Genomic DNA, 26,670 nt, shown 5'->3' on the forward strand with positions numbered 1-26,670 from the left:
TGAATAGAAAAGACCGAATGCATTTGCTGTCTGGCATTGATTTTATTTTGCTATGCATCGGTTTCGGAGGGTTATGGAAAAATCAAAGAATGCTGAAATACAGAAGGAGTATAATCAGATTCATAAAAGCTGGCTTGATCTACATTTTAAGACTTCTGCAGCATTGTTTCTGCTGTCTTTAGCGGTGGAAGCGATCCTTGGATTTATGATTTGCAATTCCGACCTGTTGAATACCACGATACCTATTTTTATCTTGAAGTTTTTTATAGCACCTGCTTCTGCAAATCTACTGCTGATTTTAATCAGCTTCAATGTTATGAAGTCGAAACGATTGTCACAGGAGATTAAAATATATACTGTGTCTATCGTTTTTGTGATCATGTGCTTTGTCCTTTTTACGGTTCATATTGCATTCCCTTCGCTGTACTTTTTCTTTGCTATTCCAATCGTCATGACTACGGTTTACGCGGATTACAGACTGACATCAATTACTTCGGGGGTGTGCCTGGTTTCGGTGGCTGTATCACAATTGCTCATCAAGTGGGATGTCGATAAAGTAGATATTTTTGATAGTTTTAATCATCTCGGAGATTTTATCATATCAATTGTAATTCTATTGGCCTTTTCTGCAGCTTGTATGGTTGTGATAAGGTTTGAGAGAGCAAAAAATGAAGCCAGCGTTCTCAAAGAGATGGATCGGAATCAATTGCGGCTGAAGCTCCAGATGGATGAGCTGACAGGGATTTTTAATCGAAAAGCTCTACATAATGCACTTCAGGATATGGAAGAGGATGAAACTGAAACTACATATATATTCGTTATGATCGACTTGGATCATTTTAAAGCCCTAAATGACCATTATGGTCACCTTATGGGAGATCAATGCCTGATCGAATTCGGAACGATTTTAAACGAATGCTGTGGAGACGCTATGCCTTGCCGGTATGGCGGAGATGAATTCAGTATATTATTTTCCAACTATAATATGGACAAGGTTATTGCAACTTGCAGAAGAATTCAAAAGAATATGGAAGCTCTTCGTGTAGGTGACTATGGAGAGCTTCCGGTAACAGCAAGTTTTGGTATTGCAGAATATGTGAAAGAGATGGATATGGCCCAACTGATAATTTGTGCAGATCAGGCGCTTTATGAGGCCAAGGTCTCCAAGAATGCGATCAGCATATATCAGCGCGGGATGAGACAAATGGGAAAGAAACAGGCATGAAAGGTTCATACGTTGAGGCAGTTTCGTTTTGCGACATAAGCGTGGATGGTACTATTCGGTTCAAAAAGCTTAAAGCTTCGAAACAGAACATCTGCCTTCAAAGTTATACCGCTTACCGAGATCGTGTATCTCAGAACATTACCGTGCAAGGTGTAATCTCTGACTACAGCGTCAAATTGATAGTAAGCTTCATCACTTTGCTCCGGCAATTCGGAATTTAGCTCGATGGTTTCAGGGCGGATTGCAATGTGGCTGGATTCAGATGATTCCTCCCGTGAGTCGCCCCTGGTTGCTGTATCCTGAATTTTGTTATAGATGATTGCATGAAAATCTTCTCGTGATAAAATATTATATTGTCCGATAAAGCCTGCTGCATATGCAGATTTTGGTGAGGTATATAGATCAACGGGTCTGTCTGACTGCTCAATCGTACCTTGATTGAACAGATGAATTACATCGGACAGAATCATGGCTTCGTCTTGATCGTGGGTCACGAAGATAGAGGTTATCCCAAGCTCATCGTGAATCTCACGAATTCTGGACTGCAGGGAGCGTCTGAGCTTCGCATCGATGGCACTAAGCGGTTCATCAAGGAGGAGGACCTTTGGTTCTGCTGCAATGGATCTTGCCAGGGCTACACGCTGCTGCTGGCCCCCGGAGAGCTGGGAAGGATAGTGATCTTCTTTGCCATTTAATTCCACCATTTCAATAGCCCTTCGAACCTTCATTTCGATATGCTGCTTCGGCAGCTTTTTCAGCTTCAAGCCGAAAGAGATGTTCTGAAATACATTCATATTTGGGAATAGGCTGTATTGCTGAAAGATCATCCCTACGTTTCTGTCCTTGGGTTCCATCTCTGTGATATCTGCACCATCAAGATAGAATCGCCCTTCAGTGACAGCTTCCAGTCCGGAGAGACAACGGAGAAGCGTGCTCTTTCCGCAGCCCGATGGTCCAAGGAGCGTCACAAAATCCCCTCGTTCTATTTTTAGATCAATCCCTTTCAGGACTTGATTGGAACCGTAGTTTTTGCTGATATGATCAAAAATAATATAACTCATGCTTTGGCCTCCTTTTGTTTCTCCATTTTGTTTTGCATGATCCATACGCCGGCAGCCAGGAGCAGAGTTACCGTAAATAGCACAATGCTGACCGCGGAGGTTAGCTGACCTGATTGGAACATGGACTTATACAAGAAGATCTGAGCGGTTACATAATAGTTTCCTCCAATGATATTTACGACAACAAAATCACCGAAGATGATTGCGGCTGATATCAACGCGGAGATTGTGATTCCGGAGAGGATATTCGGTACAATTACAGTAAAGTAGCTGTAGAACCTTCCTGCTCCCAGAATCTGAGCTGCTTCCAGAAGGCCCCGTGCATTGACGGCGTGAAGACTGTTTCGGATTCCCTGATACATGTATGGAAGGATCAAGATGCAGTAGGTTCCGGTCAGCATCAGCAGCCTGTTTGAAAACGGATCAGGCGCATCTGCGTAGAGAGAGAGGACACTGATGGCAATGATGACTCCCTGCAGTGCGTAAGGGATGGTGCATAGAATCTGAATGATAGGATCCAGCTTTGGTAAATAAACAATGACCACATACATTGCAAGTAAAATTACAATGGCACATAGGAAAATTGGAAGAACCGCCATGATGAGGGTCCTGATAAGTGCCATGAGAAAAATCGGTGATGAGAGCACCTGCATATAGTACTTAAAGGTGAGCCCCTTAGGAAGTACAGTATTCCACTCCGCAAAGATGGAGTATAAGAAGGTGAAGACGATGGGAAGGATCAGATAAATCGAGATGAGCGCGATCGCCCATCGATTGGATATGCTGTTTTTCATTTTAACTTCTGCCTCCTTGTGCAATTTTCAGCAGGTTATTATTAATCGTCACAGCGGCTACCATCAGGAGCATCATGATGACTGCCAGTGCTGAGCCAAATTCTGGCTGCTGCACGATATCTCCAACGAATTGCTCGGAAATACGGATGGGAAGCAGCGAAAAATTATTCTGCAAAAGGGCGTAGGCTGTGGCATAAGCTGCCAGCGCATTGGCGAAAAGTACGCTGAAGGTTCCAAAGATGCCGGGAAGAAGGACGGGGATGCCTACGTTTCTCCAAAATTGAAAAAGTGTTCCGCCAAGAAGGCTTACGGCTTCCTGCCACTCTTTGCGGATCCCCTCAAATGCAGGGATCATGAGCAGTGTCGCCAGTGGTATTTGAAAGTAAATATAGGTTAGGGTCAGGCCCCAGACGTTATATAAATTTATATTTGCCAATGGAGAAAAGCCGATCTGCTTTCCTAGCATGACAAATACACCAACATTTCCAAACATAATGATGAAGGAAAAAGCCAAGGGCAAACCTGCAAAATTTGAAGTCATATTTAGCACACTCAGGAAGAACGTCTTTGTCTTACCGTCTGCACCGGATGCTGCTTTCGCTCCAAAGAAAGCGACGATCAAACCCACAGCGGCCGATACTGCTGATACGATGAGGCTGTTGATGACAGCCTGCTGATAGAGTTTTTTTGAAAATACCGCAATGTAGTGCTCTACTGTGAAGCCGGATGCATCGGCGAGCGTGAAGCTTCTTACGATAATCATAAGAAGCGGCAGGAGTTCAAAGGAGATGATGATAAGAATAAATGGCAGAAGCGCCGCAAGATATTTCTTTCTTCTAAGATTAAGCAAAGAGATCAACCCCCAAATCCGATAAATCCATCATCCCTTCGGCAGACTCGATTTCAAGCAGAGAACAGAGCAGCGGAGCGACGGTAAGCTGGGAAAGAGTGACGCTCGAAAAATCACCGGCTTTTATTTTGGACGAAAACAGATAGAGGGGTACCGTTCGCTGTAGATGGGTATTGCCTCCATGAAGGCCCAGTTCATTCATTCCGTGGTCTGCGGTTATGACGACGTTATAACCTGCATTCAACCAGTGGGGCATAGAGGAGGCAAGGATTTCATTCATTTTGGCCACAGCCAGGTGGTGTTCCCTTGAGTGATGCCCGTAACTATGTCCCGTCTCATCTCCGTTCATTGGGTGGATCATCAGAAAATCCGGAGAATAGCGTGTTCTGAGAAATTCTGCGTCACTGAAGACATGGGAATCAGGATAGCTATCCTCGAAGTAAAAAATCCCATGGCGGATCGGGCTGTCTGACTCCAAATTGAAACGATTGTACGCTTGGTCAAAGGGAGCAGTGATATACAGTTCGCTGATCCAGTAATAAGCTGAGGCTGCTGTGATTAGCCCTTTCTTACTGCAAAGGTGAAAGACGCTTTCCGTCTCAGAACGGAACGGATGCCGGTTGCTGACAACGCCGTGAAGATAGGGAGGAAGCCCTGTTAACAACGTTTCGTAGATGGGCCGTGAACTGCTGGGCAGCTCACCGATGACACGATACTTGGCTCCTTGCTTTCTTTCCACCAGATGTTCCGGATAACCGAGGCAGCATTCTGCTACCCCAAATCCACAGCCGTCCAGAAGCAGAAATATGGTTTTATTATTACTCATGTTGAGCCACCCTTTCTTATGGAGGAAACACCCCTGAAGCAGAGGTGTTCCGCGTGTTTGAAAAGTATGAAAAAGATTGGCCTACTTTGCATAGGCGATGACTTCCTCCTGCCATTTGGTACCCAGGGACTCTACCGTGGTTTTCCAAACGTCCGCATCTTGAACCATTCGGGCATTCTTATATTGATCGTTGCTGATGAGCTTTGCAGCGACTTCAGGAGGCAGTATTACACTACTTCTGACAGGCTTTGCATAACCGATGGCAAGATTGATCTGGCCTTCGTCGCTCAATATGTATTCTCTTGCGAGAGCTGCAGCATGAGGCCGGGTTGTATAGGCATTGATGACGGTACAGTAACCACTTTGAATGGAACCGTCCTGCGGTATGTTTACTTCGAAATTAGAGTTGGGGTTGTTGGCTTTAAATTGATCCCGGTAGCCAAGGGCATTGTAATCCCAAAGCAGCGCTACGGCAATTTCCCCTTTTTCGAGTCTTGCCAGAGAGAGCTCTCCTTTGTCCAGTCTGCCTTGCTCCGCCAGCGTTTTAAAATAATCGATGCCGGGCTGGATGTTGCTCTCTGATCCGCCGTTTGCAATGGCGGCTGAGAGAACTGCATTTTGAGCCTGAGAGGCTTTTACCACATCGCCGACACCCACCATATAATCTCCTTTGAGAATATCCGCAAAGGATTTCGGTGCTTCCGAAACCAGAGCTTTATTTGTAATGATAGCGATGGTTCCATAGTAACCGATGATCCAGTCTCCATTATCATCTTTAGCCCAGTCCGGAATATCATCCCAGTAGCTGGTCTTATAAGGAAGGGTCAGTCCTTTTTCCTCTGCAATTGGGCCAAAGGCTTGACCGACATCACCAATGTCTTTTGTAGCATTATTCTTTTCTGATTCAAAAACCGCAAGTTCTTCTGCCGAAGACATATCCACATCGGTATGGGTCAGTCCATAAAGTTCGTTGATCTCTTTCCATGTGTCGCCCCAGTTCGCCCATGTGTCAGGCATTCCTACTGATTCAACTTTGCCTTCCTGCTTAGCCTTCTCAATCATCTCTTCCAGGGAAATGCTGTTGAGGTCGACCTTTCCATCTCCTTCACCCGCACTGCTGCTTCCGGCACATCCGGTCATTAGGGTTGTTCCCAGAGTCAAAGCGAGAACTGCTGATATGATTTTCCTTTTCACAATAAATCCTCCTTGGTTTCTGACGAATTTATACGGAAACGCTGATTCGATGTGCACCTGGAGGAGTGCCGGAAAGAATCAGCATTTCTTTCTAACTGGATTATATGGAGAAAGTTCAGAGGGAGATAGCATAGTCTTGTTAGCGGTTCGTTAACTTTCTGTTAAATCCTTCCTCGCATTGACTTCACAAAGATAACGCATAGGAACCAAAAATCAGCTTCTGAATATTGTATTAAGGGGAAGTGTCTGATCAAGTGATCGGTTGCCTCAGCAGTTAAAACCAACGTATAAGAATGTTCGGCAATCTCCGAAAAACCTTGAGTCCAGGCCTTTTCTAAACTCCTATAGGAGTAATCTATTGAAAGGCGTGATCCTATGGCGATTATAAATGTGTCGCCTTCCGATAATCTAACCGAGCTAATCGCATCGGATGCCGTATCGGCTGGAGATGTACTGCTGCTTGCCGACGGTCTCTATCTCCAAACAGTTTTTATTGATAAGAACTTTATCAGAATCATATCCCGCAGCGGAAAAGCAGTATTTTCAGGATTCAGCCTGTTGCTGAACGGTTTTATTCTATCCGGAGTAATTGGGGTTGAAATCTATGGCGTAACCGTCAGAAACTATGTCCAAAACGGGATTGCGATTACCGGTGGCTCTGCTAACCGGATTGTGAGCAACACAATCCACGATATGGGAAACAACGGAATCAGAATAACAGGTTCTGCTGCAAATTTGATCTGGAAGAACAATATCAGGGATGTCGGGTTTGATGGAATCCTCATGATCTCAGGAAGCACTTCCAACTGGGTCATTTGCAACGAAGTAAACCGATGTGGTAATGACGGCATTGAAACCTTCCTGAGTAATGATGCTAATAATGCCATCGTCGAAAACCGTGTCTGTGATTGCGATGACAACTGTTTTGAAGCGTTCGGCGTGAACACGCTGCTTTTAAGAAATAAAGCTGCAAAAGCAGGCAGCAGTGCCTACTATATCGCAAGTGGAAGCAACACGATCTGCATTGAGAACGAGGGTGTATCCAGCGACCGAGGCGCTTTGGTCACAATCACAAATGTGTTTGCTGCATGCAACAATTTCAGTAATAACAGCGATACAGGACTACTGGCACTTGATGATTTTGGAATTTACCAGGGCAACTTCATTTCCAGAAATCGTGACTCTGGTCTGGTTTTCGCAGAGGGTGCAGACTACAACTTTATCTATTCTAACAAGATCGTATGCAATGAGCCAGCAGATATCCTCGATAACGGAACGGGAAACAATTACCTTAAGAATATTACCGGATAGTATAGCTGAGAAGAGATAGAAAGGTGGTATTACGATGAACGATTCGGAACGAATCAGCAAAATGATCGAACAACAGAAGGAACTTCTTGCCAAAGCAGAGGCGAAAATGGGTGAAGTCCCAGCTGAAAATCTCAAGACCCAGAACATTTCCTTGGATTTGATAAGAAAAGAACTGGCATATTTCGAACAGAGATTGGCCGAACTGGGATAGTTCGTTAATAAAGAGAAAATCAATCCGGATCGCCTCTGCTGCGATCCGGTTTCAATATATGAGATTTAGGGGAGCATATGGAATGAATCAGCGCTTCCTTAGAATGAATCAGATATAACGATAAGAAAGGCGTGGTTTTATGGCGATTATCAATGTATCGCCTGCCGACAATCTCACAGAACTCATTGCATCAGCTGCCGTGTCCCCGGGAGACGTACTGCTCCTTGCCGACGGCATTTACACCCAGTCTGTTGTGATTGAAAAGAATGATATCAGAGTCATATCCCAAAGTGGGAAAGCCATTTTCTCAGGGTTCTTCGTTTTGATTAACGGCTTTATTCTTAATGGGGTAACGGGAACTTTAATCTACGGAGTAGAAATCAGAAACTATTTTCAAAATGGAATTGTGGTGACTGGAGGTTCAGCAAACCGCATTGTAAGCAACCGCATCACAGTTGTGGGTGGCACTGGAATCGTAATCACCAGCTCTGCCGAAAATCTGGTCTGGAAAAACAGAATTTCAGAGGTCGGAGCTGATGGCATCCTTATGATCAGCGGAAGCACCGGTAACCGGATCCTCGAAAATCATATTTCTGACTGTGCATTTGATGGTATTGAAACCTTCCTCAGTCCCGATGCAAATAACGTAATTGTGGAAAACGATGTACGAGGCTGCGGAGATAACTGCTTTGAAATCTTCGGGATCAATTGTTTTGTCTATGGGAATAAAGCGGTTGAGGCAGCGCAAAACGCATATCTTGTTTTTTCCGGCCCGTATACTGCACTTTTGGAAAATAAAGGGTTGATCAGCGGCAGGGGCTTATATGTGAATATCAGTAACATTTTCGCAGCCTGCAACAGCATGGTCAGCAACGGCGGAACAGGTGTGCTTTCTCTTAATGACTACGGCATTTATCAGGAAAACCTGATTGAAAACAATGGCAACTCCGGTCTGCTGCTCAGCATTTCGGCGGACAATAATTTTATCTTTGAGAATCGGATCGTTGGAAATGATCCGGCGGATATTACGGATAGCGGCACGGGAAACACATTCCTGAAGAATCAAACCGGACCGATTTTTCCGCCGATCGTCTGTGATAAAGAATAAGGCGTGAATCGTTTCAATCACTCAAAGCAAGCGAGCGGCGATTAGGCTGCTCGCATGTAAAAAGGGCGGCTGTTTTACCGCCCTTTTCAAATTATTTGAAGTTTTTTGGTTTATCCGCTAGCGGATACTTTGTGGAAAGTGAAATACATTATACGGGTCATACCGATATTTCACACTACGGAGCGCATTGGCATTTCCGCCGTAGTAGGCATTCATATAGTTGGTCGTACGAAGGTAGGGGAAGTTGACATAGGAACCTTGCGTGATCGATTCCACGTAAGGGAATCTACGGGCAAGCCATTGACGGTTTCCCTCTGCATATCGATCTTCTTCCCATACAGTCTGAATTGCAAGGATATACTCAGCATCTCGATAGAAAAATGCAGTAGCCCTGGGACTTAACGCTTTGATTTTACCGCCTAGGGAGTAGAGGTTTAAAGCGTTATATACAGAACCCTGGGGTATTTCCCGAATTAGGGATGCGGCTTTTTCAATTTCCAGGTCCGTCAGTGGTTCCGTCACAAACCGTCCAGCAGTCTGGAATTTCTCAGAAGGAGGATATTGGGAGCCGATGAGCTTGATCGCTTCATAGAAGGACAAGACTTTGAAAGAAGTTTGGGCGCCGCCCAGACTGAGAATGGGGCGAAGCAGTCTTCTTGCTTCTTCCTCTGTTCCGTAGAACAAACCTCTGCCATAGATCGCATAACCATCGGTTGCATGCCAATAAACATTTGCCTGAAGGGACATCCGGATATCCAGTTCGGGAAGCCAGCTTTGCCATACCTTTATGAAAGAGGCTTGCTTTTCAAGCTCGGTATTAGGGTAATAAAACTCAAAATACGTCACGCGTTCCACTTTTTCCGGCAGCCGGAAGACCATGGATACCACGATTCCAAAATTTCCTCCGCCTGCACCGCGACAAGCCCAGAAAAGATCTGGATTCTCCCGGGCATTTGCTCGAATGATCCTCCCCTCCCAATCGACGAGCTCCAGCTCTACAAGGCTGTCACAGCCAAGTCCAAACAAGCGGCAGGACAAACCCCAGCCTCCTCCCGTGAAATAGCCGCTGACTCCTACGGTGGGACAGGTGCCTCCCGGAAAGGGATATCCCAGGGGGCCGATAAAATCATAAAGCTGTTCATTCTTCACACCCCCGTCCAGAAAGAGGAAGCCTTTCTGAATCCCGATGCGGTTCATTCTGCTGATGTCGATTACCAGAACGCCGTTTCCCGTGGAAAAACCTTCGTAATTGTGGCCGCCGCTTCGGATTCTTATGGGTATACATCGCTGCCTTGCCCAGATTACAGCATGGGAAACATCAAATTTGTTGTAACAATAGACAATTGCCAGGGGAAATCGCTGAATTGCACGGTTCCATTCCTGCCTGGCACTATGATAGAAAGGATTGTCCGGAGTGATAATCTCCCCGGTCAGTCCGTAAAAATACTGATTCACAAAAACACCTTCCTACTACTTGGATTCAAAGATACGAATCGTATTGATCTCTAACGGCGAATCCATTCTCTTACCCATAATGTTACAGGTCTCATACTCATAATATTACAGGCTGATGGAGAAGGTGAAGAATGCCACTAACAGCGGCACATTTGGTTTACAGTTAATCCCTGGTTTTCTTCGGATTGCTCTGAAGTGAGGACTACGAGATAATCTCCGGGAATCAATTTGGTACTGCCTTTAGGGATAATTTCTTTTGCACCACGTTTAATTCCTACGATCAACATGCCTTTGGGCCATTCGACTTCGCTGATCAGTTTCCCAGAAACCAGACTTCCAAGTTCCACGGGGACCTCCAGCAAAGCACTCTTTTCCATTTCACGATTAGTATAATTGCTACGGGAAAAAATTCGTTCCAACAGAGATTCATATAACGGATCGGTTTTTAGCATATCGGAAAACAACAGAGAAATAAAAGAACACGCGGCTACAGGCAGAAGATATCCGAAAGAGCCGGTCATTTCCGCCGCCAGCATGATGCCTGTGAGAGGTGCCTTTACAGAACCCGACAGAGCCCCAGCCATTGCGCAGACGGCAAAGAATGGGATATACTCGGGAGAAAGACCTAGCTTTACTGCGCCAAGTCCGAGGCAGCTGCCGGTTAATGCACCTATAGAAAGAATGGGCATGAAGATTCCTCCAGGTACACCGCTTCCAAAGCTCAGTGAGGTAAAAAGTATCTTTCCAAACAGACAGATGAGAACAAGGAGGATTCCGCTTTCCGGATTTTCTGAAAGTTTAATCAAATTCTGACCGCCTCCCAGAACCTGAGGAAGAAATAGCCCGAAGGGCAAAGCGATGAAAAACGCTGTTGCCGGGCGTAAATACCAGGGCAGTTTAAAATAAAGACTTTGAAAAGACAATAATGATCTGTTAATGATGACACCGGATAATCCTGAGACAATACCGACGGGAATCAACCAAAGATATAGATTCACAGGTAGCTGTTCAATTACGGAAAAGCGCAGAATTGGCTCCAGTCCGAAAACAAATTTTGATATTACGTCTGCTGTAAGTGCAGATGTTGTTGCTGCAATTAGGATGAGTGGAGAAAAGCTGCGGTGAACCTCTTCTAAAGCAAACAGCATTCCGGAAATCGGTGCGTTGAAAGCAGCGGCTAGTCCTGCTGCTGCACCTCCTGTAATCAGATAGTTTTCCTCCAGCTTATTTCTACTAATTCGCTTTGCCAGTGACTGAGCTCCTGCCGCTCCGATTTGTATGGATGGGCCCTCTCTTCCCAAAGACAGACCAAGAACGGAAGCAAGAAGTCCTCCCGAAAATCGGACCGCCAGAATTGTGTGCCACTTCATTTTCATCCCATAAAGCAGAACGCCTTCCACCTGAGGAATTCCGCTACCTGATGCCATAGGCTCCATCTTTAACAGCCATGCAACGAGCAGACCAATTATAGCAGCGACACATAGCCAGGGCAAGATCGCTACGGGATGGGATCTCAAATACCCGTAGATTTTTAATGATGATTCCGTACCATATTCATAAGCCAGACGATAAATAACGGACAATGATCCTGCCAATGCTCCGCAGAGCAGCCCCTTTACCGTTAGGCTCCATTTCAATTCATTCATACCGGATAATAATTTATGTATCTTTGTTTTGCTCATAAGTAGTTCCTATCAAATCTTTCTCTTGTTTCTAGTGATTCACATATCCAGTCAAATAGTATATACCTGTTTGCAAGCGGAAGTCAAATGCTAGGGGGGAGATGGATCGCGTCAAGTTAGGATAATCACATCATGATCAGAAGATCTTCTGCTAAAAACTAAAACCAAAGTATCTAGAGCTTGCGCCGCTTGCATAAAAAAAAGATTCTATGTTAGAATGAACAAAACAATGGATTATACTGAAATAAAAATAAACAGAGTGCTGCGCGATGCAGGGGGAGGTATGGAATGAGCAAATTATTGGTAGTGGTGGATTATCAGAAGGATTTTGTAGATGGGAGTCTGGGCTTTCCGGGCGCAGAGAAGCTGGATGAAGGAATTGCTGCAAAGGTTATCAACCATGACGGCCCTGTAATATATACGATGGACACCCACCCGGAAAACTATCTTGAAATGAGAGAAGGCAGAGCTTTGCCGGTGGATCACTGTATCAAGGGAACCCAGGGCTGGGAGGTGTTCGGAGAGACGAAGAAGGCACTGGCTCAAGTTGGTGCAAAGGGTCTTGAAAAACGAAGCTTCGGGTTGTCGCCTCAAGAACTGACCGCCATGAAGGAGGAGCTCTTTCAGAATGAGTGCTTTGAGGAGATTGAACTGGTCGGGCTTGTTACAAACATCTGCATTATAAGCAATGCCGTCATCTTTCAGGCAGCTTACCCTGAAACACAGATTATAGTGGATGGATCGCTGTGTGCAAGCTTTGATCATGAACTTCATGAAAAGACGCTGGATGTATTGACGGGACTTCAGGTTCGGGTCTTAAACCGAACGAATGACCCAATCTAAAAACATCAAAAGGTTCATCAGTCATGAAAGAAACCCTTGCCGGATATTGCAGCAACTTAATGCAGCATGAGTGGCAAGGGTTTGTTTTTTTATGACCTTTCTTACCATGAAATGGATTACCGTGACGGCGCTGGGACAGAAAAAATATGTTTACGAGAGGTTTGGAAACTGATATTATAAGATCTTAAAATAAAAATGCTTCGAGCAACAGCCTGAAGCACACTCCCTTTGTGAGTGCAATAGATAGGAGGAATGATATGAAGCCGCTGAAGATCGCTTGTACGATGGCGTCATTGGCGTACTTTACCACCGGACGGAGCATTGTGCTGGTTGATGAGACCGATTTTACCGACGTCGCCGCGGTGGTACTGACCGACATGGACCTGAAATGGGTCGATTCGGTAACCGAAACGAGATTTGGGATACCGCTGTTTCTTCTGATGAGAAGCAGCAGGGAGTTGGATGACGAAATCGAAGAAAAAATAAGCTGTACCTTCGACTGCAGCCGAGCGAGCAAGAAAGAAATCAGTCAGGAAATTGAGGTATTTGCAGGCGAGTACCAGGACAAGGTGCTTCCGCCTTTTTTTAAAACCCTGTGCAATTACGTGGAAATTCATAATACCCAGTTTGACTGTCCCGGACATCAGGGAGGGCAGTATTTTATGAAACATCCCTCGGGGAGGTATCTTTATGAATTTTATGGAGAGAACGTATTCAAAACAGATATCTGCAATGCGGATGTTGCTCTTGGTGATCTTTTGATCCACGAGGGGCCGGCTGTTGAGGCTGAAATGAATGCGGCCAGGGTATATAAAGCCGACAAAACGTATTTTGTAATGAATGGAACGAGTACCGCCAACACCATTACCGTCAATGCGCTGGTGGTTCCCGGTGATCTGGTTCTGTTTGACCGCAACAATCATAAGTCGGTTTATAATTCTGCACTGGTTCAGTCGGGAGGGAACGCGGTCTATCTGGAAACAGAGCGCAATCCGTACGGCTTTATCGGCGGAATAGACGATCACTGTTTTGAAGAGGAATATTTGCGAGAACTGGCATCTGCTGTTGATTCGGTAAAGTCAGAGGCGAAACGGCCTTTTCGTCTGGCTGTAATTCAGCTTGGGACTTATGATGGCACAATTTACAATGCAAGGCAAGTTGTAGACAGGATCGGACATCTTTGCGATTATATACTATTTGATTCTGCATGGGTTGGATATGAGCAGTTTATCCCTATGATGCGGGACTGTTCGCCGCTCCTTTTAGAATTGAACGAAGCGGACCCGGGCATTATCGTGACCCAATCAGTGCACAAGCAGCAGGCTGGATTCTCACAATCCTCCTATATTCATAAAAAGGATGAACATATCAAAGGACAGAAACGGTACATCGATCATAAGCGGTTCAATAATGCCTTCCGCCTGCACACGAGTACCAGCCCCTTTTATCCGTTGTTTGCGGTTTTGGACGTCAATGCCAGAATGCAGGATGGAGAAGCGGGCAGGCACTTATGGGCGGAGTGTGTCAAAATGGGAATTGAAGCAAGAAAGCAGATCATGAAACGCTGCACTATGCTGAAGCCCTTTATTCCTCCCAGAGTAAGGAATCGGAATTGGGAAGACTGGGATACGGAAGAAATTGCTTCCTCCATCGAATTCTTCAAGTTTGAGCCTGGAGCAAAGTGGCATTCTTTTGAAGGATACGGGGAAGATCAGTATTTTGTCGATCCCAACAAGCTCATGCTTACCACCCCCGGAATCAACGCAGAAAGCGGAGAATATGAGGACTTTGGCATACCGGCCTCCATTTTGGCCAATTACCTGAGAGAACACCGGATCATACCGGAAAAGAATGATCTGAATTCCATATTGTTTCTGATGACTCCGGCAGAATCCCCTCAGAAGATGGAGCTGCTGATCTCACAGCTGGAAGAGTTTGAAAGGCTGGTACGAGAGGATGCACCGGTCAGCGAAGTACTTCCTGACCTGTATCGGCAGAATCAGAAACGCTATGAGGGTTACACCATCAGAACGCTTTGTCTGGAAATGCATCAATTCTACCGGAAAAATGATGTAAAAACCCATCAGAAAAAGCTGTTCCGTGCAGCGTATTTTCCTGAACGGGTGATGACACCACAGGCTGCTCACTATGAGTTCCTGAAAAATAACACGAAGCTCGTGAAGCTTCAGGATATTCTGGGAGAGATTGCCCTGGAAGGGGCACTGCCATATCCGCCGGGCATCTACTGTGTTGTGCCGGGAGAGCGCTGGAATGAGACCGCTCAAAAGTACTTTCTGATCCTGGAAGAGGGAATCAATCAGTTTCCCGGCTTCGCACCCGAAATACAAGGTGTTTACCTTGAGAAGGAAGGGAACAGCGTGAAGGCATACGGGTATGTACTGGCAAAGGAAGATTAGCATCTGTTGAAAAGGGTCTGACCGGACATAATAGCTATGCCCAGTCAGACCCTTTTTTCTTTCTCATTCGCGCTCGTTGCGCCCATAGCCTGCAACGCCGGATTACGGTGGGGCCAACGACAGCTTGCGCGGAACGCTGCCTAGCGAATACTTTGAATGGCAGTCAGCATTTCCGTCTCGGAAATTCCTTCTGTAAAATCCAGGGAATAGGAATAGCCGTCGGACTGCCATATTGCCAGTACATACTTATCTCCGTCACCCTTCAAAGTAACGTTGCTTCCGTTGACCGCAAGGACCTTTGTATTGGAATACTCGGTACTGTTTCCGCTGATGTCTTCACTGCCTTGCGCCATTCGAAGCAGAACGGTATTCTCCTGGCCGGTGTACTGTACTTCCGCAAGTTCTTTCCAGTAGACTGTGTATTGTATCGTTTCAACTTCAAAAGGAAGCGATTGTACTTCCTTTGCCCCAAAGCCGACGGCTTTCGAGAGTTCCTCCACAGTATCGTAGTTGACGATATCCGGAACCACCTGCTCCTGAGGAGAATTCTGAATCAGATTGTGAACCATGACCGAACCAAAAAATAAGATCATAAAGCAGGCTGCAATGGAAAGGTACTTTCTGTATCTGGAGAAAGAGACAACCGTTCTGGGTGCTTCAACTTTTACCTGGTCAAAATCGAGATCATTGATATTATCCAGAATCCGATTTCGAATCTCCGGGGTGACTTCTATTTTATTCATAATTTTATCATATCTGTTTTTCAAAGTCATACACCTCCTTTAGCACCTCTTTCAGTCTGCTTCTTGCCCTTTGCAATAAAGAGCGTACCGTCGTTTCCTTTTTCGACAGCAATGAGGCTACTTGGGCGGTAGAGTAACCTTCGTGGTAATATAAATGAACAACTTCACTGTATTTAGAAGGCAACTGCTTTACGGCATCCCATACAAACGCCAGATCTTCTGCTTCTCCTGCTGCCAGAGTTTCGCTGAGCTCATCGGTCTTTCTGATGCTGTTATAGTTCAGCTTGTTTTTGCTGGTGTTAATGGCAACGCGTAAAAACCATGCTTTTTCGTGTTCAGACGTTTCAAACTGAGGCTGAGTTTTCAGAAACTGTATCAGCGTATCTTGAAGGACGTCTTCGGCATCACTCATATTGTGCAAATAAGAATAAGCGAGGCGGAGAACATTATTTCCATAAGCTGTCATTAATGTTTCGGCCTGATCATTGATCAGGGCAGAACGTAGCGTGTCCTGTATCTGTTTCGTTTTCCCGCAGCCCAAACCTTCTGAAGAAACCAGCGAAAAAAATAGATTATATATAAAGTTTTTCAGGAAGGAGATAGAATCCCCAAACCTTCTCTCGAATTGATATGCATCAACCATGCAGGTCACCTCTCTGAATCATAACCGCCGATACTGCTGCTATGCAGTATTGGCGGTTACTGATAATTTATTTTACCCTCATCTCTTTTGTGGATACCTTAATATTACTCAACATCATTCGCTTCCATACTGTTAATCATATCACTGATTGCAGTATTGGCAAGTCCATTGCCATCAGAATCAGCCATCAGCGCAAAGGTATATGCTCCATTCACCCAAGTGGCTACGCTAACGGTGCCTTCATTCCCCTTGACCGTAACCTCGAGGCTGCCAAGGGTCATCGTGTTTTCCTCCGGGTATTCGACGTAGCTGCCGCTGATATCATCGCTGCCCTTCGCTTGACGATAGGTTATTTCACCTTCGCCATTTTCATAGATCATTTGTATCAAATCGTTTTTGATAGCCTGAATGCTGTCCAAAGAATAGCCGTCCGGAATCCTTTGGGGAAGAATTGCGGTAAATCCAGCAAGATCCTCAGCTTCTTGGATGGTACTGCAATCTACAAAGGGGTTTGGGATTTGCGTGTTATCACCGGTTTTGCGGTCCGGGCCGTTGGCACTGCTTTCGCAGGCTGCAAAAGAGAATGCCATGACAGCACATAGAACAATTGTAATTACTTTTTTCATGATTTATCGTCCTTTCATCTTGGGATTTATTTTAATTCCCTTTTGTTGTTCTGTACTGTATACAAATGAGATCAGGATAATGTTGCATGCAAATCAAATCTTTTTTATTAAGTTGACAAAAAAAATATATGGCATAAACTGGATATGTGAGAAAATATATCTATGTACTTATTTACAAATGTTAGAGGAGAATCATAAAGAAATAGAGAGGAGGCATTATGTTTGCCATACGTAACGCATTGCTGAATGCAAAGCGCCATAAATTGAAAAGTATTTTGGTAATTCTGGCCTGTATGCTGATCGTTATCTTTTTATTTTTATACATAGGAGGATTGAAGGCCAATAGCCGGATGCTTGAAAATTTACCGGAAGCAATAACCATTCCTGCGCGCATCAGCAATTTGAGCGGAACACTTAGTACGGGCATGATGATTAAGGAATCGGTGATCCAGGGCATAGAAGAGAGCGATTACATAGCGGATTTTTTTTATACTGTCGAGCTGGGAGCGGCTTTGGGTGACATTCCGGAGGACCAGGTGCCTGAGATGGAACAGGGAAGGATGAACTTTCCACTCTGCCTGGGGGTCAACCGCTTGAGTGCTTACTCTGATCTGGACGACAAGGATATTACTTTTATCGATGGATATGGTCTTGAACTGATGGAAAGCGACGAGCCGGTATGCATTGTGAGAGATCGTGATCTGGCTCTATGGGAGCTAAATGCAGGTGACACCGTTGATATGACCTTGTTCAATATTACTTATCCAAGCGATAACGCGGTAAAAGATTTTCGTTGGCTGGGCTCCTATTCAGTAAGAATTGTTGGCAGTTCAAGGGAAATCATAAAGCCTGACGCCGAACGGCGGAGCATGCAGGTGATTTTCCCAATTAAGTGGCTCCAAAAGCTTTGTAACCAAAAGGGAACCATGTTTTTTGCAGACTCTGCGCGCTTTCTAGTTGCAAAGCCGCTGGAACTGAATGCCTTTAAAGGCGAGATGAAAGAATTGGGGCTTATGTCGGTAATCTCCCAGGCCAAGCCTTCGCCAAGAGGCATTTCATTGATTGTAAATGATGAAACCTTTATCAAATCAGCAACCCGTCTTAAAGAGAATATTAGCTTAATGAAGGCTTTCATGCCATTTCTGCTCATCGTTGTCGGACTTGTTGGCTTTGTTATTTCTTATCTTTTATTGAATAGTCGTAAGCCTGAATTTGCTGTCATGCGCTCTCTTGGAGTAAGCAAGAGAAGCTGTTTTGTGACACTGTTTCTGGAGCATGCTATCCTGGATTTTGTCGGAAGTTTTCTTGGGATTCTCACTGCTTCTATGTTTATCGGAATGACTGCAGGCTTAGCCGCAGCAGTTGTTATTCTGTTTTTTATCTCGTACATGGCAGGGACATCTGCCGCTGTTGTTATGCTGAACCGATTCAGTGTTATGGAGGTCTTGTCTGCGTTGGACTAGGGCTCGCGTTTCATAGTGTTGGCGCACCTGTTCTTTAGCAAATGAACTCAGGAAAGAATGGTGGGGCCGGAATTTGATCATGAAAGGAAAAAGAGACATGAGTATGTTGTCTGTCAGGGATGTCAGTTATATTTACCAAAGCAAATATCAATCGATCGAGGCGGTCCGGCACGTCAGCTGCGTCTTTGAGTCAGGAAAGCTGTATGCTGTCACAGGACCGTCAGGCAGCGGAAAAAGTACGCTGCTTTCCTTATTGGCTGGGCTGGATTTGCCTACCAGCGGGGAGATTTTGGTGGAAGGAAAGTCCATGGCTTCTTTAGACAGAGACCAGTATCGGAGAGAAATTGCATCCGTGGTGTATCAATCTTTTAATCTGTTCCCTCTTCTGACCGCTTTGGAAAACGTGATATATCCGATGGAACTGCTTGGAAAAAAGAAACCGGAGGCGGTGGAAATCGCCATGCAGTTGATTGGTGAAGTGGGGCTGGGTGAAAAGACCTATCAACAATTTCCAATCATGATGAGCGGCGGAGAGCAGCAGCGTGTTGCAATTGCACGTGCCTTGGCTGCAGGAGGAAAGATTCTTCTGGCTGATGAACCCACAGGAAATCTTGATTCCGCTAACGAAAAAAATGTTGTAGAGCTGCTCAGGACATTGGCACATAAACAAGGCTATCTGGTGATCGTCATTACCCACAATCCGTATGTGGCAGAACAGGCAGATGCGGTCTATCGCATGAGGGACGGAGAACTTCAAACGGATGGGAGGGCATGAGAATGAGGCATGTCGGCAATAGCTTGCGGCAGATGGCCCGTACCCCTGGGCGAACCATGCTGTTCCTGGTGCTGCTCAGCCTGTCATCGATCCTATTGACCCTTGGGGAAGGACTTTATCTGCTGAGTGAAGAAACTGTGAAAAAGCTGGAGAGTGTTTTCACAACAATCGGAACGGTGGAGCAGACCCCCGATGCGATGACGGAGCAAAAACTGTGGGATACAGAGAAAAAAGCCTACATGAACAGTACGCCGCAAGCGGAGTATCACACCATCATTCCTGTGGAAAAACTGAATTTTGAGGGTGCAGACTATATCCATCCACCGGTGCGCAGACCGTATTATGGGGCAACACACCCCGACTTTATTTATCGTGATGATTCTTTCATCAGAGTCATTGCACAGACCCGGGATCGATTACCGATTGTGGAGGTAACACCGCTTCAGGATTGCGTGCCGGATCACACTGTAAGGCTTAAACTCCTCCGTGAGCTGTACGGCAGAAATGGAGCTGCGGGGAGGGAGGTCCAGGAATGGGAGACCATATTGTTCTGCGACCACTATAACCCCAATCCGCAGACCTTGTATGCTGGAAAAACTTATGTAATGGCGCTGGAATGGAGGCGTTCTCACGCAGAATGGCAGAGAACACATACCGGCGTGGATCGGCTTTCCGGAGAGTACTTTCCGCGCTCCTCCGATACAAATTATGTTTTATCCACTCAGTATAGATCTAATGGGGAGAAGATTCCGGAACAACTACCAATGCAGGATAGATGGGATATTGTCACAGATGGGTTTTATGATACGCCGGAAGGGCAGCGGTGGCTTGAGCTTGCGAAAGCAATGGAGCAGCTTGAGCATGCCATTCCAGTGATTCCAACAGACAGCACGCAGCTTCTCATGTCTTTTTTCAATGGCAATGCAACCGTTATAGCAGGAAGAGACATTTCTAAGCAAGAATACCAAAGCGGTGAACGCGTTTGTCTGATCAGCCAGGAGTTTTCACAAATGCATGGATATGGCGTGGGAGATACCATACCACTTCCGCTGTTCTTTGCGGATTACAGGGATTCGGCAAGCCGTGATTTCCCGCCTGACAGCCTTCCAATAGGAATCCCGAATCACCCCCTCAATGCAGAGGGAAAGGCATATCAGGTTTTCGATGACCATCAATATGTTGTTGTTGGTATCTATAATGAGATCAATAAAGCTACTAGCTCATCCGGCTATGATATGGCGGGATACGGGGTAGTGGTTCCTGCCGCATCAATCCACAGCAGTGATGAAAACAATATACTGGATTATGGCCCCATGATGGGGTATAACACGGTCTTCCAAATCCCCAACGGTACCATTGATCAGTTTCGGGAAGCATGGGAAAAACAAGGAATGAAAGGGCTCAAAATCAACTTCTACGATAAGGGTTACACAAGGATCAAGGAGAGTTTGGATAAGATCAAACAGATTGCACTTGCCCTTTCTGTAGCTGGGATGTTGGTTGCTGTATTGATTTTACTACTGTTCTGTCATCTTTTTATCGGCAAACAAAAAAAGCGTACCGCTATTGAACGGTCGCTCGGTATGAACAAGTTTTCTTGCACCATATCCCTGCTTGCTGGAATCCTGGTTATCGTGCTGCTTGGCAGTGCTTTCGGCAGCGTGATCGGATATCTATTTACCGGCAGCGCCATGAGTCTCTTTTCAGCGCAGGCTCAGGGACAAATATACAGCACCGCATACAGCAGCTGGGCCAGTGCAGCCGGAGAATTGAATGAACTTCCTTTTGAAGCAGGAGCAGTTAGCCCATTTGTGTGCTTGTTCACGGTTGCATTTCTTGTGATCTTGTCCTTTGGGATTGCCCTTGCGCAGATTTGGCAGAATCTGAAAAGCGAACCACTGAAGCTTTTAAGCATGAGGGAAAATTGATAATCTTATTATTTTTCCCGAAACGATAGCAGGGAACTGCAGGGGGGTATAATGGTCAATGCAACAAATTAAATAAAATGTTATATTAGAGCCGACTATGAATAATATAACACTGTAGTTACAGGAATTCAATGATTTATGAAAATTTATACAATATTCGACATAATATATAATAAATTGACGCAACTTATTCCGTAAATTTGATTCAGCCTCTTATTTTTCAGAAAAATAAGAGGGCTGATCTGTTCAGTAATAAATTGCCATTTTATATCATTTGATCCTTAGAACCTTTACAGCACAAAGGCTTGTCTTAATCGTTTAAGTAACATTTTATTTAAAATGTTACATTGGGCTTTGGAGTCAGAACGAAATTTTAAAGAAGGGAGTTAAGGCATAGTATAATAGCAGTTTGATTGAAATTTGATAGGAATATATGAATAATGGAAGTATCTGTATCCTATTGTTTCCGAAGGTATCTATGTTTAATTAGAAAGCAGTATAAGATGCGCGTAAAGGAGAGAATGATGAAATGGTTTTATGATTTAAAAGTAGCAACAAAATTGATAATCGGCTTTACGATATTAGCAGTAATCGCAGGAATCGTTGGAGCGGTCGGCGTTATTAACATCCATAAAGTAAGCAATTTAAGTGCAGAAATGTACGAGACGCACACGGCATCGCTGCCGCCTCTTTCTGAGATTTCGAGAGCATATCTCAGGCAGCGCGTCGTATTAAGGAATCTGTATATTGAAAAGGATCCGGGAAAAAGACAGGAATATGTCAGTGAGTTTGAACTGCAGAAGACTAACGTTTTTAATGCAGCTGACAGCTTCCAATCCTCTATAAAAAGTGATGCAGTAAGAGAAAATTACAATACTCTGATGCAATCTCTGGAGGATTTTGAAGATTTGGGTGCTGAAACCATCAACATGATCGAACTGGGACGTATGGACGAAGCCTATAACCTGCTCAGCGGGACACGAGGCTCAGAGATTGCAAACACGGTTCAGCAGCAGACTGATAAGTTGATGGAAATGAAGACGAGTCAGGCAAAAGAAAGTGCTGATTATAATAAAGCTTCGGCGAATAAAGCCTCTGTAACTATGATTACTGTAATTGCAGTGAGTATTGCGATTGCTATCGGGTTGGGAATTGTGATTTCTCGGATTATTGCAGTTCCAGTGAAAAAGATTGTTGTGGCTGCAGAACAGATTGCAGACGGCGATCTGAATGTGGAGATTGATTATCATTCCAAGTGTGAAATTGGAGCTCTTGCCGCCGCCTTTAAGAAAATGTCCGATAATCTGAACGAGGTGATGACGGGGATCAATACTGCTTCGGAGCAGGTCGCGGTGGGGTCAAAGCAAGTTTCCGATTCCAGTGTCGCCCTTTCTCAAGGAGCTACAGAACAGGCCAGCTCCATAGAGGAACTTACTGCCTCCTTGGAAGAAATTTCTTCTCAGACGAAGCTCAATGCGCAAAATGCCAATCAGGCCAACGAACTGGCTGAGAGTGCAAAATCTAGTGCTGTAATGGGCAATGATCAGATGAAAGATATGCTTGTTGCCATGGAGGAGATTAATTTTTCTTCTGGAAACATTTCAAAAATTATAAAGGTAATAGACGATATTGCCGCACAAACCAATATTCTGGCACTTAACGCTGCCGTGGAGGCTGCCAGGGCCGGACAGCAGGGGAAAGGCTTTGCCGTAGTGGCGGAAGAGGTTCGAACACTGGCTGCACGGTCTGCCGGAGCTGCGAAGGAAACCACAGCGTTAATTGAAGGCTCTATCCAAAAGGTAGAAGGTGGAACTAAAATTGCGAAGGAAACAGCAGCTGCACTTGGTGAGATTGTCGGAGGCATTGAAAAAGTAGCCAATTTAGTCAATGAAATTGCTGTTGCGTCCAATGAGCAGGCGACAGGAATCGGTCAAATCAACCAGGGAATCATGCAAGTCTCAGAGGTTGTTCAAACCAATTCTGCCACATCAGAAGAGAGTGCTGCTGCCAGCGAAGAACTCTCTGGACAGGCATCCCTTCTTAGGGAGATGGTGGGTAAATTCAAACTAAGAAAAGTCAGAGCTTCCTACGGAAAGCTGGATGATCTTAGTCCGGAGGTCATGAAGTTTATCGAGAGTATGTCCGGCAGGATGAAAGGCGGAATGCTTACTGATGTTGGGGAACCATCAGATGAAAAAATGAAAAAACCGGCCAAGGAAAAGGGGATTATCCTAAGTGATCTGGAGTTTGGTAAGTACTAATATAGACATAGGAATATTCCAATGAATCAAAATGTTGTACAAGGAAAGGATATGCGGCCGTATGGTTGCCATAACGGAACAAGAATTCAGGAAATTATCGGAACATATAAAATCTCATTACGGGATTCATCTCAAAGATGAAAAAAAAACTATGATAGCCGGCAGGCTTCACAATGTATTACTGGAGCAAAATTTTGATAATTTTACCGATTATTATAACTATTTGATCACGGACTCGTCGGGAACCGCTGCCAGAACACTGATGAATAAGATTACAACCAACCATACCTTCTTTATGAGGGAATCTGATCATTTTACGTATTTAAGTGAGCAGGTATTACCCTATCTGAAAGGAACGGTGAAGGATCGTGATTTGAGAATTTGGAGTGCTGGATGTTCGTCGGGGGAGGAACCTTACACCATCGCAATGCTCCTCGACGAGTTCTTCGGTGGAGAAAAGTCTTCTTGGGATACAAAAGTTCTGGCAACTGATATTTCCGACAGAGTACTGGGGGAAGCAAAACAAGGCATTTATTCCAATGAAGGAATTAAAAAGCTGCCTGACAGCTGGAAGGGGAAGTATTTTCAGCGATATGACAGTGAAAACAGTCAGGTCGCATTAAAGATTCGAGATGAAGTCATCTTCAGAAAGCTAAATCTTATGGATAAAACCTTCCCTTTTAAAAGAAAATTCCATATTATTTTCTGCAGAAATGTAATGATCTATTTTGACAGTGAAACGAAATGGAAGCTTGCAAATCGCTTCTATGACATGACAGAATATGGAGGGTATCTCTTTATAGGTCATTCGGAATCACTGGACAGGAAAGAAACCAAATATCGTTATCTTATGCCTGCTGTTTACAGAAAGCTGTAAAAACAGCAATAAAAAAGAGGGCTTCTGCTCCCGCAAAACGGTACCAATATCAGTACCGTTTTGCACACCAATTGTGGTGGTGAGGGCAGAAACCCTTTTTTAATCATGAACAAATAGCTTAATCATGGACAAAAGCTTGATTTTGATTCAATAACTTAATTATGATCAAACAGTGTCGTGCTGAGATATTTTTCCCCTCTGTCTGCGAAGGTAACCACAACAAAACCTTCTTCTAGATCTCGGATGCATTCCAATGCTGCAACCATAGCAGCGCCGCTGCTCATGCCGACAAAGATGCCTTCCTTTAGAACGATCTCCCTTGCCATTGCAAAGGCCTCCTCGGATTCGATCATAACCGTTCGATCGATTTTTGAGGGATCGTAGATTTCAGGCACGATGGCTTCTTCCATGTTTTTCAGCCCCTGTATGTAATGGCCCTTGACCGGGTGCGCTTCCACGATTTGAATTGCCGGGTTTTTATCCTTCAGGCCCATACCCACTCCCATGATGGTTCCGGAGGTTCCCAAAGAGGAAACAAAATGAGTAACCTTGCCTTGGGTTTCTTCCCAAATCTCGTTGGCAGTGGTGCAGTAGTGGGCAAGTTTGTTGTATTGATTGGAAAACTGGTTGGGCATGAAATAAAGCTCAGGGTTGTCTTCTGCAAGTTCATGCGCTTTTCTGATAGCCCCGTCAGTTCCCAGTGCAGCGTCCGTCAGCAGCACTCTGGCACCGAAGGCTTCTATCATCTTTCTTCGCTCTACCGATACCGCCTCGCTCATGACGATCATGACCGGATATCCTTTTACCGCTCCGATCATAGCCAGACCGATTCCGGTGTTTCCTGATGTGGGTTCAATGATAATTTTTCCCGGAGTCAGTGCGCCGCATTCTTCTGCCTGTTCAATCATCTTCAGTGCGATGCGGTCCTTGATGCTTCCGGTTGGATTAAAGCCTTCAATCTTTGCATAGAGCGGAATTTGAGGCTTGGGGTTGAGTCTGTTGATGCGCACCAGCGGAGTCCGTCCGATGGCGTCGAGAATGTTGTCATACATTTTGTCAGTCCCTCCTGATTCGATAGTTACACTATACCACCGATAAGAGTTGGACTACAATATGAATTTCTAATCTGCATCTTTCAGCGCATGAAAAGCATCTTCTGCAATTTCGATGGATCGGTTGATGTCTTCTTCCGTCAGTGCCGCATTGATAAAATGATTGTGATGGGAGGTCAGGAAGATTCCGCGTTTCACACATTCTGCCACCCATTGTTGATGAAGCATCAGGGATTCATCATCGGCCAGCCTGAGATAGAATAAGGAGGGGGCACCGGATACTGCCAGATCAAACCCGTTATTTGCTGCTGCAGCTTTGAAACCTTCTGTAAGCTTCGTGCCAAGTTCGTGAAACAGCTTTGGAGCATTCAGGGCTTTCAGTTTGTTGATACAGGCAATTCCGGCAGCAAAGGGAACTGCACTCATCCAATAACTTCCGGTATAGGACAGGCTGCTGACCACATCGCGAAGGGAATCTCGGCCGCAGAGGGCGGATACGTTATACCCGTTGGCAAGTGCCTTGCAAAAGCAGATTAGATCAGCCTGAAAACCGAAGTAATGATCCGAACCGGCCAGGTCGAGTCGAAAACCACAGCGTACATCATCCACAATCAGCACACTCCCGCTTTCGTCACAGAGCTTCCGTATCTTCTGCCAATAACCTGCATCGGCAAAATAGTTATCATTAAAATTACCGTGGGCATAGGGCTGAGTTATGATTCCTGCAATTTCACCCCGGTGTTCATTGAATAGCTTTTCCAGAGCAGGATAATCATTAAATTTTACATAGAGGTTGTTTGCCACATCTTCTTCAAGGACACCGGGATAATCCAGCTTTTGCGTCCAGGGATGAACCCCATGATAGTAGCCGTTAAAGAAAATAATCTTTTTTCGTCTTGTTGCAGCTCTGGCGGTAAGTACAGCCAGTGTTGTCACATCACTGCCATTCTTGGCAAAAAAAGCCCAGTCCGCACTTGCTACGGTATCGACCAGAAGCTCTGCGAAATCAACCATAACAGAGGATGGAGCCGTTACGCAGTCCTCCTTTTTCCGCTGCTCCAGGGCGGCGGTGTCCACGTCGGAATCACCGTATCCAAGAACATTGGGCCCATAGCCGCACATGTAATCAATAAAATCATTGCCATCCAGATCCCAGAAATGAGCGCCCTTGGCATAAGAAGAAAACAGGGGGAAGGCGCTTTGAGGGATATAACACCCCTCAGAAGGCCCCTGATGTCCATAGATCCCCGAAGGAATTACACGGAGCGCACGCTGAAACGCCTCGCGGCTTTTGGGATATTCGTAAATCGGAAATTGCATCATGC

The 26,670-nt window shown here is 45.1% G+C and carries 22 protein-coding genes; 10 read left to right on the forward strand and 12 right to left on the reverse strand.

The annotated features are described in order from the left end of the window. The first annotated feature begins 52 nt into the window (after positions 1–52). Positions 53–1,225 (forward strand): GGDEF domain-containing protein, encoded by a 1,173-nt coding sequence (locus tag FRZ06_01140; protein QOX62051.1) that lies wholly within the window; start codon positions 53–55, stop codon positions 1,223–1,225. A gap of 5 nt (positions 1,226–1,230) precedes the next feature. On the opposite strand, the gene FRZ06_01145 is transcribed toward FRZ06_01140, so the two are convergent. The 5 genes from FRZ06_01145 to FRZ06_01165 form a co-directional block, all read right to left on the reverse strand. Beyond that, positions 1,231–2,286, reverse strand: a complete 1,056-nt coding sequence (locus FRZ06_01145) for an ABC transporter ATP-binding protein (GenBank protein QOX62052.1) — start codon at positions 2,284–2,286, stop codon at positions 1,231–1,233. Next, positions 2,283–3,080, reverse strand: a complete 798-nt coding sequence (locus FRZ06_01150; protein ID QOX62053.1) for an ABC transporter permease subunit — start codon at positions 3,078–3,080, stop codon at positions 2,283–2,285. Before FRZ06_01150 ends, FRZ06_01145 begins: the two co-directional genes overlap by 4 nt. 1 nt (position 3,081) lies before the next feature. Beyond that, on the reverse strand, positions 3,082–3,843 hold the full coding sequence (locus FRZ06_01155) for an ABC transporter permease subunit (GenBank protein ID QOX65789.1): 762 nt from the start codon (positions 3,841–3,843) through the stop codon (positions 3,082–3,084). A 79-nt stretch (positions 3,844–3,922) separates the two neighbouring features. Then, positions 3,923–4,756 (reverse strand): alkaline phosphatase family protein, encoded by an 834-nt coding sequence (locus FRZ06_01160; protein ID QOX62054.1) that lies wholly within the window; start codon positions 4,754–4,756, stop codon positions 3,923–3,925. Between the two features lie 81 nt (positions 4,757–4,837). Next, on the reverse strand, positions 4,838–5,950 hold the full coding sequence (locus FRZ06_01165; GenBank protein QOX62055.1) for an extracellular solute-binding protein: 1,113 nt from the start codon (positions 5,948–5,950) through the stop codon (positions 4,838–4,840). 375 nt (positions 5,951–6,325) lie between these two features. On the opposite strand from FRZ06_01165, the gene FRZ06_01170 reads away from it, so the two are divergent. Both FRZ06_01170 and FRZ06_01175 read left to right on the forward strand, forming a co-directional pair. Further along, positions 6,326–7,261: a right-handed parallel beta-helix repeat-containing protein gene (locus FRZ06_01170; protein QOX62056.1), complete on the forward strand. Its 936-nt coding sequence runs from the start codon at positions 6,326–6,328 to the stop codon at positions 7,259–7,261. Positions 7,262–7,611: 350 nt separating this feature from the next. Further along, the gene (locus FRZ06_01175; GenBank protein QOX62057.1) at positions 7,612–8,580 is read left to right on the forward strand and encodes a right-handed parallel beta-helix repeat-containing protein; all 969 of its coding nucleotides are present in this window, start codon (positions 7,612–7,614) and stop codon (positions 8,578–8,580) included. Between the two features lie 117 nt (positions 8,581–8,697). Here FRZ06_01175 and FRZ06_01180 read toward each other — a convergent pair whose 3' ends face one another. Next, entirely contained in the window at positions 8,698–10,035 is a 1,338-nt protein-coding gene (locus FRZ06_01180; GenBank protein QOX62058.1) for an FAD-binding oxidoreductase, read from the reverse strand. A gap of 137 nt (positions 10,036–10,172) precedes the next feature. Further along, on the reverse strand, positions 10,173–11,717 hold the full coding sequence (locus FRZ06_01185) for a ClC family H(+)/Cl(-) exchange transporter (protein QOX62059.1): 1,545 nt from the start codon (positions 11,715–11,717) through the stop codon (positions 10,173–10,175). A gap of 288 nt (positions 11,718–12,005) precedes the next feature. Between FRZ06_01185 and FRZ06_01190 the strand changes: the two genes are divergently transcribed. Together FRZ06_01190 and speC are read left to right on the forward strand one after the other, a co-directional pair. Further along, positions 12,006–12,560, forward strand: coding sequence for a cysteine hydrolase (locus FRZ06_01190; protein QOX62060.1), 555 nt, complete (start codon positions 12,006–12,008; stop codon positions 12,558–12,560). Positions 12,561–12,817: 257 nt separating this feature from the next. After that, positions 12,818–14,977 carry an ornithine decarboxylase gene (gene speC / locus FRZ06_01195; protein QOX62061.1) on the forward strand — a complete coding sequence of 720 codons (2,160 nt, stop codon included), beginning with the start codon at positions 12,818–12,820 and terminating at the stop codon, positions 14,975–14,977. Between the two features lie 140 nt (positions 14,978–15,117). On the opposite strand, the gene FRZ06_01200 is transcribed toward speC, so the two are convergent. The 3 genes from FRZ06_01200 to FRZ06_01210 form a co-directional block, all read right to left on the reverse strand. After that, positions 15,118–15,744: a hypothetical protein gene (locus tag FRZ06_01200; protein QOX62062.1), complete on the reverse strand. Its 627-nt coding sequence runs from the start codon at positions 15,742–15,744 to the stop codon at positions 15,118–15,120. Continuing rightward, the gene (locus tag FRZ06_01205; protein QOX65790.1) at positions 15,728–16,186 is read right to left on the reverse strand and encodes a sigma-70 family RNA polymerase sigma factor; all 459 of its coding nucleotides are present in this window, start codon (positions 16,184–16,186) and stop codon (positions 15,728–15,730) included. Before FRZ06_01205 ends, FRZ06_01200 begins: the two co-directional genes overlap by 17 nt. A 281-nt stretch (positions 16,187–16,467) precedes the next feature. Then, positions 16,468–16,989 carry a DUF4367 domain-containing protein gene (locus tag FRZ06_01210; protein QOX62063.1) on the reverse strand — a complete coding sequence of 174 codons (522 nt, stop codon included), beginning with the start codon at positions 16,987–16,989 and terminating at the stop codon, positions 16,468–16,470. Between the two features lie 218 nt (positions 16,990–17,207). On the opposite strand from FRZ06_01210, the gene FRZ06_01215 reads away from it, so the two are divergent. The 5 genes from FRZ06_01215 (at position 17,208) to FRZ06_01235 (ending at position 24,293) form a co-directional block, all read left to right on the forward strand. Next, positions 17,208–18,452, forward strand: a complete 1,245-nt coding sequence (locus FRZ06_01215; protein ID QOX62064.1) for an ABC transporter permease — start codon at positions 17,208–17,210, stop codon at positions 18,450–18,452. 97 nt (positions 18,453–18,549) lie between these two features. Beyond that, a complete protein-coding gene (locus FRZ06_01220) occupies positions 18,550–19,227 on the forward strand; it encodes an ABC transporter ATP-binding protein (protein QOX62065.1) in 678 nt (225 codons plus the stop codon). Then, a complete protein-coding gene (locus tag FRZ06_01225; GenBank protein QOX62066.1) occupies positions 19,224–21,155 on the forward strand; it encodes an ABC transporter permease in 1,932 nt (643 codons plus the stop codon). The genes FRZ06_01220 and FRZ06_01225 overlap by 4 nt, the downstream gene beginning before the upstream one ends. Before the next feature lie 524 nt (positions 21,156–21,679). Further along, positions 21,680–23,416, forward strand: coding sequence for a HAMP domain-containing protein (locus tag FRZ06_01230; GenBank protein ID QOX65791.1), 1,737 nt, complete (start codon positions 21,680–21,682; stop codon positions 23,414–23,416). A 61-nt stretch (positions 23,417–23,477) separates the two neighbouring features. Continuing rightward, on the forward strand, positions 23,478–24,293 hold the full coding sequence (locus FRZ06_01235; protein ID QOX62067.1) for a protein-glutamate O-methyltransferase CheR: 816 nt from the start codon (positions 23,478–23,480) through the stop codon (positions 24,291–24,293). A 155-nt stretch (positions 24,294–24,448) separates the two neighbouring features. Here FRZ06_01235 and FRZ06_01240 read toward each other — a convergent pair whose 3' ends face one another. Then, a complete protein-coding gene (locus tag FRZ06_01240; protein QOX62068.1) occupies positions 24,449–25,345 on the reverse strand; it encodes a cysteine synthase family protein in 897 nt (298 codons plus the stop codon). A 69-nt stretch (positions 25,346–25,414) separates the two neighbouring features. After that, a complete protein-coding gene (locus tag FRZ06_01245; GenBank protein QOX65792.1) occupies positions 25,415–26,665 on the reverse strand; it encodes an aminotransferase class III-fold pyridoxal phosphate-dependent enzyme in 1,251 nt (416 codons plus the stop codon). Between the last annotated feature and the right edge of the window lie 5 nt (positions 26,666–26,670).

Source organism: Clostridiales bacterium (assembly GCA_015243575.1).
GTDB lineage: Bacteria > Bacillota > Clostridia > Peptostreptococcales > Anaerovoracaceae > Anoxybacterium > Anoxybacterium hadale.

Coding starts and splice junctions, on each gene's coding strand:
- FRZ06_01140 (QOX62051.1), top strand. CDS start 53: ATGCATCGGTTTCGGAGGGTTATGGAAAAATCAAAGAATGCTGAAATA.
- FRZ06_01145 (QOX62052.1), bottom strand. CDS start 2,286: ATGAGTTATATTATTTTTGATCATATCAGCAAAAACTACGGTTCCAAT.
- FRZ06_01150 (QOX62053.1), bottom strand. CDS start 3,080: ATGAAAAACAGCATATCCAATCGATGGGCGATCGCGCTCATCTCGATT.
- FRZ06_01155 (QOX65789.1), bottom strand. CDS start 3,843: ATGATTATCGTAAGAAGCTTCACGCTCGCCGATGCATCCGGCTTCACA.
- FRZ06_01160 (QOX62054.1), bottom strand. CDS start 4,756: ATGAGTAATAATAAAACCATATTTCTGCTTCTGGACGGCTGTGGATTT.
- FRZ06_01170 (QOX62056.1), top strand. CDS start 6,326: ATGGCGATTATAAATGTGTCGCCTTCCGATAATCTAACCGAGCTAATC.
- FRZ06_01175 (QOX62057.1), top strand. CDS start 7,612: ATGGCGATTATCAATGTATCGCCTGCCGACAATCTCACAGAACTCATT.
- FRZ06_01185 (QOX62059.1), bottom strand. CDS start 11,717: ATGAGCAAAACAAAGATACATAAATTATTATCCGGTATGAATGAATTG.
- FRZ06_01190 (QOX62060.1), top strand. CDS start 12,006: ATGAGCAAATTATTGGTAGTGGTGGATTATCAGAAGGATTTTGTAGAT.
- speC (QOX62061.1), top strand. CDS start 12,818: ATGAAGCCGCTGAAGATCGCTTGTACGATGGCGTCATTGGCGTACTTT.
- FRZ06_01205 (QOX65790.1), bottom strand. CDS start 16,186: ATGACAGCTTATGGAAATAATGTTCTCCGCCTCGCTTATTCTTATTTG.
- FRZ06_01210 (QOX62063.1), bottom strand. CDS start 16,989: ATGAAAAAAGTAATTACAATTGTTCTATGTGCTGTCATGGCATTCTCT.
- FRZ06_01215 (QOX62064.1), top strand. CDS start 17,208: ATGTTTGCCATACGTAACGCATTGCTGAATGCAAAGCGCCATAAATTG.
- FRZ06_01220 (QOX62065.1), top strand. CDS start 18,550: ATGAGTATGTTGTCTGTCAGGGATGTCAGTTATATTTACCAAAGCAAA.
- FRZ06_01225 (QOX62066.1), top strand. CDS start 19,224: ATGAGAATGAGGCATGTCGGCAATAGCTTGCGGCAGATGGCCCGTACC.
- FRZ06_01230 (QOX65791.1), top strand. CDS start 21,680: ATGAAATGGTTTTATGATTTAAAAGTAGCAACAAAATTGATAATCGGC.
- FRZ06_01235 (QOX62067.1), top strand. CDS start 23,478: ATGGTTGCCATAACGGAACAAGAATTCAGGAAATTATCGGAACATATA.
- FRZ06_01240 (QOX62068.1), bottom strand. CDS start 25,345: ATGTATGACAACATTCTCGACGCCATCGGACGGACTCCGCTGGTGCGC.
- FRZ06_01245 (QOX65792.1), bottom strand. CDS start 26,665: ATGCAATTTCCGATTTACGAATATCCCAAAAGCCGCGAGGCGTTTCAG.